Here is a 10435-nt window from a genome sequence, read left to right on the forward strand (position 1 = left end):
ATGCGTTTCGTTGTTGCCAGTGCTGTTCTACTGAGTTCAGCCGCCTTTGCTGTTGAACCAACGCCAATGCCGAACACAGTTGCTGCAGTTGCGCCTACAGCGGCTGCGAGCAATGCGGCTGCAGCTTCAGCAACCACAGCAGGCAATCCCGCAGTGCCTGCTACTCAAAATAAACCACTGACTGCCGAACAAATTGCTAAAAATAAAGCCATTCAGGAAGCCAAAACCAAAGCCTTGATTAAAGATCAAAGCACACGTTTGCAACAACTCGAACAGGCCAACCTAGATGCCTTAGCACAAAATCAGGAACTGCAACTTAAAAATGATAATTTAGGCGTGCAAGTGCAAGTGCTGCAAAGTGAACGCAGTGCACAAATGTTTTTATATGGTGCAGCGACACTGGCAGTAGGCGTATTGCTCGGCTTTCTAATTGCCAGTTATGTTTATACCAAGCGTCGTCGTCAATGGTAATCTGACTGCGCACCTTTTCATTTAAAGGACTTTTGTTTTGTTTCAGCCTATTCAAACTGCCGAGCTGGATTGGCAACTGGTCGATGGCATTGATGTGCCCATTTCCAAACAGTTTGGTGATGTGTATTTCTCTAAAGACAATGGCCTGCTCGAAACGCGGCATGTGTTTTTACAGGGCAACGACTTACCCACCCGCTTGGCAGCACTCAACGATTTTGAATATTTTTGCGTAGGTGAAACAGGCTTTGGAACAGGCTTAAATATTTTAGCGCTGTGGCAATTGTGGCAACAGGTACGTCCTAATAATCACAGTCACTTGCACGCCATTTCTGTAGAAAAATTTCCACTCCGCAAAGCCGATCTAATTCGTGCCTTAGCCGCTTGGCCAGAACTGAGTCATCTGTCTGAACAGCTGATTCAGCAATACCCTGCAGCCATAGCAGGCTGTCATCGTTTAAATCTTCCAGATGAACGCTTTAGCCTCGATTTATGGCTAGGCGATGCACAGGAAGTATTCCCTGCAATTGCCAAAACCACACCTGTAAACGCTTGGTTTTTAGATGGCTTTGCCCCCTCTTGCAACCCAGATATGTGGCAGGAAACGGTACTGAACCCCATTGTAGCCTTATCAGACTATGGCACGACCTTTGCCTCATTCAGTGTGGCAGGCGTACTTAAACGTGGCTTAAAACAACACGGTATTCAGATTACCCGCCCACGTGGTTTTGGGCATAAACGGGAAATGCTAAAAGCAGTTTGGCAAGCGCCGGACATGCCGCAAACATCAGATCAGACTGAAATGGCACAAATTGCGGCAACAAACCGCAATGCAGCCACCAAACAGCGCCATATTGCGATTGTAGGCGCAGGAATTGCAGGTTTAAGCTGTGCTTGGGCATTTGCACAACGTGGGCATCAAGTCACGCTCTACGATCAAACAGCGCCCCTTGCAGGTGGTTCAGGCAATCCCTTGGCATTGTTAAACCCAAAACTTTGCCCAGCTCATCAAACTGCCGATCACTTAATGACGCTGGCATGGCAATATGCCTTGAATCACTATGCCGTATTCAAGGCATTTCGTCCGTTGCAGATTCATCAATTGGCGCTTAAACATGCCGATGAATTACTAGATTTAGCCACACAATATCCACCAGATATTTTAACAGCACACACCGCAGCTGAACTCATACCACAAAGTAATTTTGCCAGTTTGAACTTATTGCAAGCAGGCGCAGTTTCTCCACATCAACTGCGAGATGAAATTCTTGCACACCCACTCATTCAGTTTCAGCAAGCCAAAATTGAAAAAATTACAGCTGCAGCACAACAGCAGATTTTACACAGTACAGATGCTGAACTCGGACGTTTTGATCATGTTATTGTCTGCGCTGCCCTACAAAGCGGTGCTTTTTTTGAAAACTATCCTGTACTTAAACCTATTCGTGGGCAAGTCAGCTGGTTAAATAATGCCAATCAAGCCTTGCCATTATCACAAGCCTATAGCTATGGTGGGTATTGCATGCAGCTCAATGCTGAGCAGCTCATTTTAGGCGCATCATTTTATCCAAATCGGGAAGATTGCGATGTATTGGCAGAAGACCATGTGCATAACTACGAACTTATCCACAGTGTCTTTCCTGCCTATGCTAAAAATTTAGCCCCTGTAGACACTTGGCAAGGACGTGCTTCTGTACGTGCCCAAAGTCAGGACTATTTCCCTTTACTGGGTAAAATGCATGATGATCAGGAAATTTATAGCTTGGCAGGACTGGGTTCTAAAGGTTTTTTATTTGCCCCATTGTGCAGTGAAATACTGGCAGCACAGGTTTTAGCCGAAGCCTGCCCTGTACCGAAAAACTTACTGCAAAAACTGGCCGTAACACGCTTTCAAAAAAAAGTGAAAGCCAAAAAACCATATTTTAAAAATATTCCCCCCTTAGCCTAGCCCTTAGTTGTAGATAAAAGGGATAAAACAACACCCAACAAAAAAGCGCCTTTCGGCGCTTCTTTTTTGCAGTTGCAAATATTATGCACCCTGCTCCAATGCTAAGCCAGCATCACGTGCTGCACGCGTACCACCCATTAACACCACATATTCACGTGAGTTGTCAAAACCCTCAAGTAACTCTGCTGCACGTGGGGCTTTACTACCACCACCACATAAAATGTAAATCGGTTGATCCGCTGACACCTGAGTGAGGCTCTCTGCTGAAAGATCGCTAATAGGCTGATTTACTGCCCCTTTCACGTGTGCTTCAGCATAAGCACTTGAATCGCGTACATCCCAGATCACTGCATTTTCTGGGAACTCAAATGTTGTAATTTCTTGTTTACGGATCATTGCGCACTCCTTTGATGTAAACAACACTTGGCAAATGAAGAAAACATCCCTAGCATCTCAGATATTGTTTCCATTTGCAAAGGTCTTCATTATGCCTTCTTTCGATATTGTTTCTGAATTAGAACTTTTTGAAGTGAATCATGCGGTTCAAAACACACAAAAAGAAATTGGTACTCGTTTCGATTTTCGTGGTCAAGATGTGTCTATCGAACTCAATGAAAAAAACAAAGAGATTAAAATCTCCACTGAAAGTGATTTCCAATGTGAGCAAGTGTATACCATGCTCGAAAATCACTTCTATAAGCGTAAAGTCGACATTCAGGCACTTGATCCACAAAAAATGACGGCATCAGGTAAAAATGTGATTCAAGTGATCAAACTAAAAGATGGTCTTGACTCAGATACCGCAAAAAAAATTAACAAAGCCATTAAAGACAGTGGCATTAAAGTGCAATCTTCTATTCAGGGTGACAAAATTCGTGTAACCGACAAGAAACGCGATACTTTGCAACAAGTGATGGCGTTCTTGAAAGAGCAACAATTTGGTCTGCCATTGCAATTTAATAACTTTAAAGATTAATTTGGGGATGCCATGACACCAACCAATCGCTTAAACAAACTGGTCAAAGCAACATCAAAATTGCCTAAAGGCATTCAAAGCCGCCTTTTAAGTCAAGCTTTTGGTCGTGTCGTGCCTATGGTGGGTAGTGCAAAAATTCGCTATCACGAAGTGACTCCATCACAAGTGGTGGTCAGCATTGCCAATCACAAAGCCATGCAAAACCATATTGGGCAAGTACATGCCTGTGCAATGGCACTGCTTGCCGAAACTGCAACAGGTTTTGTAACGGCTATGAATGTACCAGATAGCGCAATTGTGCTGATTAAAAGCCTGAAAGTGGACTTTAAACGCCCAACTCAAGGTGCTATGACCGCCATTGCGACCTTAAGCCCCGAACAGCAACAACTCATGCACAGCACCGACAAAGGTGAAACGCTGGTCAATGTCAGTGTCATGGATGAATCTGGTGAAGTTCCAATTCAGTGTGAAATGCTGTGGGCTTGGGTGTCTAAAGCACATTTAAAGCAAAAACAAGCCTAAGATTATTCTCTAAAGCAAAAAATCCCAGATCAAAGATCTGGGATTTTTTATAGTCACTTAAAAATAACTACGCTTGGCTCGCCTGAGCCTCTAAAAACTTCTGTTTGGATTCTTCAGGAATCTGACGTTTTGAACCTTTGACGTCTACCGCAACAAAGGTAAACACCCCTTCGGTAACACGTACTGCTTCACGTGAATCATCATGGCTGTCCCACACTTCAATTTGCATTTGAATTGAAGTATTGCCCACTTTCAGAATTTTAGTATAGCAACTGATCACATCGCCCACTTTGACAGGCACCAAAAAAGTCATTTGGTTAATTGAAATCGTGGCACAGCGCCCTTTACTAAAGCGCTCAGCATGAATTGCACCCGCCAAGTCCATCTGTGAAACGATCCAGCCTCCAAAGACATCTCCACTCCAGTTGGTATCTGCTGGCATGGCAATTGTTTGTAGGGAAAGCACTCCCTCTGGTTTTGCATGAGAATCTGACACGTTCACTCCGGACATTTGCATTAAGTTAGCACGAACAGTGCATTAAGATTGGGCGTTAAGCTGCTGATCCAACCACTGTTGTAATTCAGTCGCACGTAGCGCACCGCTTATTCTAGCAATTTCATTGCTTTTATTCATCAGTACCAGTGTTGGAATACTGCGCACATGAAACGCACTGCTCAAGCGTGGATTGGCTTCTGTATCAATTTTTGCAAATACTACATGCGGATTTTGCTTAGCCACCGTTGCAAAATGTGGTGCCATCATCTTGCATGGACCACACCAGTCTGCCCAAAGATCAATCAGAATAGGTAAATCGCTGTTTTGAATAAAATGACTAAAATTTTGTTCATTCAGTTCAATTGGCGCAAGCGGAATCAAGGCTTGATGGCACTGTCCACACGCAGGGCTGGCAGATAATTTATCTTCAGGTACTCGGTTTTTTGCACCACATTCAGGACACACAATAATCATTTACTGATCTCCAAACAGTTGCTGTAAAAACTCTAATTGGGTCTGAATCGCTTTTTTAAACCATTCACCATGATAAATATCGAAATGTTGCATATCCCACTCTTCATATTGCACATAAGGCGCAATATTGGTGGCTGTTTCACGACTAGATTCAATTGGAATCAAACTGTCGTGCTGTGCGGCAATAAACAACACCGGGATGTTGATTTGGCGGACTTCCTGAATAGGACGATAACGGATTAAATGAAAAAACACCCGCGCAGGAATGGTACCGCTCCAATAATAATCAGAATTTACAATGGACATATAACCTGCATAACTGTCTGCTGTAGGTAAAAAGCACAGCGCCTTTTGCGCCACCACAGGCAGTGTTTTTGGCGACATACCCACCTTTGCACCCATATAATCCTGACTAGAAATTTTTAAGGCTTTGGGAAGTTGCTGCAAAGGATACAACTTGGCACTTTCCGCACCATCGACAAAAGGCACTTGTACCATCACCGCAGCCAAATTGTGTAATCTCGAAGCCAAACTTAGCACATATCCACCGCTCAGCGATGTCCCCCATAAAATCATGCGCTTGGCATCTATAGATTTACGTTCTGCGATATGTGAAATCATGCTGCGCCAATCATCTAACTGCGCTTCAATAGACACCAATTCACGTGGACGACCTGTGCTTCCACCCCAATAGCGATAATCAAACAACACCACGGCATAGCCTGCCTGAGCAAAGTGTTGTGCATATTGCACCAATTTAAAATGCCGCAAGGCCGCCAGACCATGCGCCATCAGAATCACCGCGGGCTTTTCTATAGATTTAGGGCGATAAAAGTCTGCAGCAATCACTTCATGATCACTTTTGACATATAAAGGCTCGACCGTGTAGGAATGCATACGCGCTCCATTGCGTTATTTTATCGTTATAAATATTTCAGAACATTCAGCTCATGAATCTGCTTAATGCTATCATAAAGCATATTGTCATGAATAAAATGATGGAGTGTTTCCCATGTCTGAACAAGTCGGTTTTGCAGGTCAAATTGGTCCTGAGCATGTAACTCAGGTACTTGAGAAAGGTTTTAAGTCAATTATTAATAACCGCCCAGATATGGAAGGTGGTCCTGAACAGCCCACTAGTGCACAAATTGAAGAAGCGGCACGTGCTGCAGGTTTAGATTATGTTTATCAACCTGTGGTATCAGGTCAGATTACCGAGTTAGATGTTCGTGCATTTGCCAATCACTATAATGAATTACCAAAACCTGTGTTGATGTTTTGTCGTACAGGTAACCGCTCAAATAACTTATTCCAATTAGCTAAACAAATGGATTTGTTGGATGACTAAACACATCCTCAAACATGTGTTTTGCTGTATTCTGATCTGCAGCAGTATCTCGCTGAGTTATGCGAACAATACACAGATGCTAACAAACAAAGTCAGCGTTGCAGGTCAGATGAATACTGCTAAGTTTTCACAATTGATGCGGCAGGGTTTTAAATCGGTGATTGTGAACCGCCCTGATCAAGAGATTGGCAATGCGGTCAAAGTCAGCGAATTACGCAATATTGCAGAAAAATCTCAGGTCAGCGTGATTTATCAACCCGTTAGTAGCGGTAAAATTTCTCAAACAGATATTCTTGAATTTGCCAAATATTATAATGAGCTTCCAAAACCTATTCTGATGATTTGTCGTAGTGGTGCTCGTTCTAGTGCTTTATTTCATCAAGCAAAATCTCAAGGTTTGTTGCATGAATAAAATTTTATTGGTGGTGATGTGTGTCTTGGCGCTGAGTGCTTGTAGTTCTATGCAAATCCGCCCGACGGTGGGTGTGAGTGTGGGGACTTCGCTTTAATTTTTAAATTAAAATCCTCATAAAAAAACAGCGCCGAAGCGCTGTTTTTGTTATCTTAATTACTTTTATGGTAGTAATCCTGCGAAGGGATCGTTTAAAGCACAATTCTGCCCATAAGGACTTTCATCAAATGGTTGACCTGCTTCAGAATCAAAATCCTCTTTTAATAATCCTAATCCGTACACTAAACTTGAATTCAAATCTTTAGTACTAACACTTGTCTTCGCTTTAAACTCTACAGTTTGCCACCCAGCATACTGTCTCAAATACTGAACACTAAAATTAAACTTACCAGTTGAATCTGTTGTATAGGTAAAAGTAGGACTCACATTGCCTTGAGGATCAACAAATCCTGTAGCTAATTGAACGTTTGATTTATCAACAATCTCACAATATGATTGAACACGAGATGGTAATACTAAACTCTCAATGCTCTTAATCGCATCAGCTATTGTTTGAGTTTGATTTTTTAAATCATTTACAATATTAGTCTGTTGATTAATTCGTTGTTGCTTTTCAGCTGTTGCTGATGCAATTGCAGTCGTTAACTTAACTCTTAACCCTTCAAGCCTTAAATTTAGCTGTGCAATTTCTCCATTAATTGAAATAATTTCAGCTTGATACTGTTGAATAGATGGCTCATTTTTTCTATTTTGGGCTAATTCTAAATTAGTCTGTGCTTTCGCTAATAATGAACGCTGATCGCGTATTTGCTGTTCTACAGTTGCAATCTCATTTTGAAGTCTAGTTATTTCAGCTGATTGTACAGGTTCACCTTGAATTGAAGCCAACAAACTTTCTTGCTGCCTTAAATTGCTATTTTGAGTATTTAAATTAGCACGAAGAGGATTTAAACGAATATTGCGCGTACCGTCTAATTGTGCTTTTGTTTGGAAGTAGCCGCGACCAGCACGTAATAAATCAATGCTCATCGTTACACGATAATTAGGTAATGGCTTTCCATCTATATCAACAACATGCGCAGACAGAGCTTCTCTATAATATAAAGCATCAGCAGTCTTCGCAAGCTCACCAGACTTACCAAAAGTAATATTGCCTATAGGTTGTTCGATTACACCTTTTGATACATTGATCTTAATAGATTGTTTGCTTACAACCTGATTACCATCAACAATTTTAGCATCTAAAGTAATACCTGAATCTATAATATTACTAACTAGCGAATCAGGAACTGTAGGCAAAGTAATATTGTATTTAATGTTACCATTAGAATCTGTTATACCGACTGAACTTCCATTTATTGTTACTTTATTAGTTTTTGTATCTACTATTGATAATGTAACTTCTCTACCAGAAACTCCCCCACCATTTTCATCAATTGCTTTAACCGTAACAATTGCATTATCTCCCGTTACAACGAGTGTCGGTTTATTTACAGCAATATCTAAGTGGTATTGCGCTATATTTGAAGACTGTACGGAATCAACTACTTCCAAAATTCTTGTTTGTGAGGTTAATTTTCCAGCTGCATCCTTATAGATTGCATTCAAACGAATACCATCCCTAAGTAATTCAGATATATTTTTTACATTTGAAGGTGTTAATCTGATTGTAAAAATAGCATTACCATTTTCATCAGATTTAACATTTGAACTTCCTTCAATAGTAACCCCATTATTTATAGTATCTTCAACCGCTAGGACAACAGACTCGCCAGAAACACCACCGCCATTAACATCAGCTAATTTCACAGTAATAACTGCCGTATCTCCTGTTACAACCAATTGAGGTTTTGAAGCATTAATTATTAAATGGTAATTAGTCTCAACAGCATTAGAACCACCATTATTAATGCTCCCCCCACTTTCTGTGGATGAAGATCCATTATTATAATAACCATCACTTCCACCGCCACCACAGCCAGCCAATAAAACTGCTAAAGCTACAGCCGAAAACTTCAAACTAATTTCTTTCTTTTTCATTGAGTTATTCCCCAAATCCCTCTAAAACTACGAGTTAATCAAACATCTAATTAATATTGTCAGATATGTAACCATAGTTACTGCTTTATGTAAATAAAAGCATGATAAATGTTTTGCTTATGTTAGCCTAAATTTATTTATTACGTGAAGTAGTCAACAAATGTACGACCTCATTATCATTGGTGCAGGCACCGCAGGCATTAGCGCCTACAAAGAAGCAATTAAACACACCCAAAACTTACTCATCATCAATCACGGTCCATGGGACACCACCTGTGCCCGTGTTGGTTGTATGCCTAGTAAAGTCCTCATCTCTAGTGCCAATCGCATGCACGACATTCAACATGCACAAGAAGTTGCACTTACTGTAGATGCAAAAATTGATACATCACAAATCATGTCACACGTACATCAATTACGTGATCGCTTTACCGCAGCAACACAGAAAGATGTAGATCGCTGGGAAGCATCACACAAAATTTCTGGCTTTGCGACATTCGTAGATGCCCATACCATTCAAGTCAATGGACAACGATATCAAGCAAAATCCTTTATTATAGCTGTGGGTTCTACCCCTGCTTATGACCAATCATGGAAACAAGCTTTGGGTGAGCACTTAATCACATCAGACCAAATTTTTGAATTGGAAACATTACCTCAGACTTTGGCAGTTATTGGTAGCGGTGTGATTGCAATTGAATTAGCTCAGGCCATGCAGCGCTTAGGAGTAAATACCACTATTTTTGCACGTAGTCGCAAAGTAGGGTCTCTCAGTAGTCCTGAACTACAAAAAATTGCCCAAGATACCCTCAACAAAGAATTGAACATTAAATTTGAAACCTTGCCAACCCAACTTAAAAAAACAGCGCAAGGTGTGCAAATTGAATATCAAGAAAATGGACAAACACAAAACTTAACTGCCGATTACGTACTGGTTGCTACAGGTAGACGTAGCTATTTAGATCAACTTCAACTCGAAAATATAGATCAGAGCTTTAATAACTCAAAACACCTCCCAATTGATGCCTACACCAAACAACTTGGGCAACATGCTATTTTTGTAGTCGGTGATGCCCATACAAATACACCAATTCAGCACGAAGCTGCACATGAAGGCCGTGAAGCTGTTCACAATTGTCTGAATTATCCAAACCTAATAAATTTAAAAACACTAACACCAATCGGAATTGTGTTTAGCTCACCTGAAATGGCAACTGTAGGACAAAGCTACAAACAGCTAAAAGATCAGAATATTGCATTCACAACAGGTTTTGTTTCTTATGAAAAACAAGGTCGTGCTTTAGTTTTAGGTAAAAATAAAGGTGGTATTGAAGTCTATATTGATTCAAGTAACCATAAACTCTTAGGTGCAGAACTGTTTGTCGGAGCAGCAGAACACATGGCGCATTTACTTGCATGGATGATTGATGAGGAACTTTCACTTGAAGATATTTTAGATAAGCCGTTCTACCATCCAACCCTAGAGGAAGGGCTAAGAACTGCATTTAAACATGCACGCAGACAACTACGAAAAGCCAATTAAAGTTCTCAAATAAAATCGAATATTTACCTTTAAAACCATCCATTGATGTTTTTTGGTGTTCTTTATTTTTAATATTCTTTTATTTCATATTTTTATTTTAATTCAAGCATAAAAAAACACCCTCAACGATTGTTGAGGGTGTTTAGAATAATGAGCTGGCGATGACTTACTCTCACATGGGTAACCCCACACTACCATCAGCGCGAAG

At 40.9% G+C, this 10435-nt stretch carries 12 protein-coding genes; 7 read left to right on the top strand and 5 right to left on the bottom strand.

The window, feature by feature from the left end; all coding sequences use genetic code 11:
- Nucleotides 1-471, top strand: a complete 471-nt coding sequence (locus HHA43_RS08970) for a hypothetical protein (RefSeq protein ID WP_168542423.1) — start codon at nucleotides 1-3, stop codon at nucleotides 469-471.
- A gap of 37 nt (nucleotides 472-508) precedes the next feature.
- A complete protein-coding gene (gene mnmC / locus HHA43_RS08975; RefSeq protein ID WP_168542425.1) occupies nucleotides 509-2416 on the top strand; it encodes an FAD-dependent 5-carboxymethylaminomethyl-2-thiouridine(34) oxidoreductase MnmC in 1908 nt (635 codons plus the stop codon).
- Nucleotides 2417-2497: 81 nt separating this feature from the next.
- On the opposite strand, the gene HHA43_RS08980 is transcribed toward mnmC, so the two are convergent.
- Nucleotides 2498-2812 (bottom strand): rhodanese-like domain-containing protein, encoded by a 315-nt coding sequence (locus HHA43_RS08980; RefSeq protein WP_019838034.1) that lies wholly within the window; start codon nucleotides 2810-2812, stop codon nucleotides 2498-2500.
- Nucleotides 2813-2903: 91 nt separating this feature from the next.
- Here HHA43_RS08980 and HHA43_RS08985 point away from each other — a divergent pair, with 91 nt between their 5' ends.
- Complete coding sequence (locus tag HHA43_RS08985) at nucleotides 2904-3392, top strand: YajQ family cyclic di-GMP-binding protein (protein ID WP_168418414.1); 489 nt, start codon at nucleotides 2904-2906, stop codon at nucleotides 3390-3392.
- 12 nt (nucleotides 3393-3404) lie between these two features.
- Nucleotides 3405-3914 (top strand): DUF4442 domain-containing protein, encoded by a 510-nt coding sequence (locus HHA43_RS08990; protein ID WP_168418413.1) that lies wholly within the window; start codon nucleotides 3405-3407, stop codon nucleotides 3912-3914.
- Nucleotides 3915-3981: 67 nt separating this feature from the next.
- Here the strand turns inward: HHA43_RS08990 and HHA43_RS08995 are convergent, their stop codons facing one another.
- Genes HHA43_RS08995 through HHA43_RS09005 form a run of 3 tightly spaced genes read right to left on the bottom strand, consistent with a single transcriptional unit; the run spans nucleotide 3982 to nucleotide 5781 of the window.
- Nucleotides 3982-4425, bottom strand: a complete 444-nt coding sequence (locus HHA43_RS08995; protein WP_171525313.1) for an acyl-CoA thioesterase — start codon at nucleotides 4423-4425, stop codon at nucleotides 3982-3984.
- A gap of 27 nt (nucleotides 4426-4452) precedes the next feature.
- A complete protein-coding gene (gene trxC, locus HHA43_RS09000) occupies nucleotides 4453-4884 on the bottom strand; it encodes a thioredoxin TrxC (protein ID WP_136143965.1) in 432 nt (143 codons plus the stop codon).
- On the bottom strand, nucleotides 4885-5781 hold the full coding sequence (locus tag HHA43_RS09005; RefSeq protein ID WP_168542427.1) for an alpha/beta hydrolase: 897 nt from the start codon (nucleotides 5779-5781) through the stop codon (nucleotides 4885-4887).
- A 115-nt stretch (nucleotides 5782-5896) separates the two neighbouring features.
- On the opposite strand from HHA43_RS09005, the gene HHA43_RS09010 reads away from it, so the two are divergent.
- Both HHA43_RS09010 and HHA43_RS09015 read left to right on the top strand, forming a co-directional pair.
- Nucleotides 5897-6232, top strand: coding sequence for a TIGR01244 family sulfur transferase (locus tag HHA43_RS09010; RefSeq protein WP_019838040.1), 336 nt, complete (start codon nucleotides 5897-5899; stop codon nucleotides 6230-6232).
- Complete coding sequence (locus HHA43_RS09015; protein WP_168542429.1) at nucleotides 6225-6644, top strand: beta-lactamase hydrolase domain-containing protein; 420 nt, start codon at nucleotides 6225-6227, stop codon at nucleotides 6642-6644. The genes HHA43_RS09010 and HHA43_RS09015 overlap by 8 nt, the downstream gene beginning before the upstream one ends.
- A gap of 162 nt (nucleotides 6645-6806) precedes the next feature.
- Here HHA43_RS09015 and HHA43_RS09020 read toward each other — a convergent pair whose 3' ends face one another.
- Nucleotides 6807-8684, bottom strand: coding sequence for a hypothetical protein (locus tag HHA43_RS09020; protein ID WP_168542431.1), 1878 nt, complete (start codon nucleotides 8682-8684; stop codon nucleotides 6807-6809).
- Nucleotides 8685-8844: 160 nt separating this feature from the next.
- Here HHA43_RS09020 and HHA43_RS09025 point away from each other — a divergent pair, with 160 nt between their 5' ends.
- The gene (locus HHA43_RS09025; RefSeq protein WP_168542433.1) at nucleotides 8845-10227 is read left to right on the top strand and encodes a dihydrolipoyl dehydrogenase; all 1383 of its coding nucleotides are present in this window, start codon (nucleotides 8845-8847) and stop codon (nucleotides 10225-10227) included.
- The last annotated feature ends 208 nt before the right edge of the window (nucleotides 10228-10435 follow it).

The organism is Acinetobacter sp. A2, from assembly GCF_012371325.1.
GTDB lineage: Bacteria > Pseudomonadota > Gammaproteobacteria > Pseudomonadales > Moraxellaceae > Acinetobacter.

Bases quoted from the DNA above. Each gene is read 5' to 3' on its own strand.
- HHA43_RS08970 (WP_168542423.1), top strand. From the start codon at position 1: ATGCGTTTCGTTGTTGCCAGTGCTGTTCTACTGAGTTCAGCCGCCTTT.
- HHA43_RS08980 (WP_019838034.1), bottom strand. From the start codon at position 2,812: ATGATCCGTAAACAAGAAATTACAACATTTGAGTTCCCAGAAAATGCA.
- HHA43_RS08985 (WP_168418414.1), top strand. From the start codon at position 2,904: ATGCCTTCTTTCGATATTGTTTCTGAATTAGAACTTTTTGAAGTGAAT.
- HHA43_RS08990 (WP_168418413.1), top strand. From the start codon at position 3,405: ATGACACCAACCAATCGCTTAAACAAACTGGTCAAAGCAACATCAAAA.
- HHA43_RS08995 (WP_171525313.1), bottom strand. From the start codon at position 4,425: ATGTCCGGAGTGAACGTGTCAGATTCTCATGCAAAACCAGAGGGAGTG.
- trxC (WP_136143965.1), bottom strand. From the start codon at position 4,884: ATGATTATTGTGTGTCCTGAATGTGGTGCAAAAAACCGAGTACCTGAA.
- HHA43_RS09005 (WP_168542427.1), bottom strand. From the start codon at position 5,781: ATGCATTCCTACACGGTCGAGCCTTTATATGTCAAAAGTGATCATGAA.
- HHA43_RS09010 (WP_019838040.1), top strand. From the start codon at position 5,897: ATGTCTGAACAAGTCGGTTTTGCAGGTCAAATTGGTCCTGAGCATGTA.
- HHA43_RS09015 (WP_168542429.1), top strand. From the start codon at position 6,225: ATGACTAAACACATCCTCAAACATGTGTTTTGCTGTATTCTGATCTGC.
- HHA43_RS09020 (WP_168542431.1), bottom strand. From the start codon at position 8,684: ATGAAAAAGAAAGAAATTAGTTTGAAGTTTTCGGCTGTAGCTTTAGCA.
- HHA43_RS09025 (WP_168542433.1), top strand. From the start codon at position 8,845: ATGTACGACCTCATTATCATTGGTGCAGGCACCGCAGGCATTAGCGCC.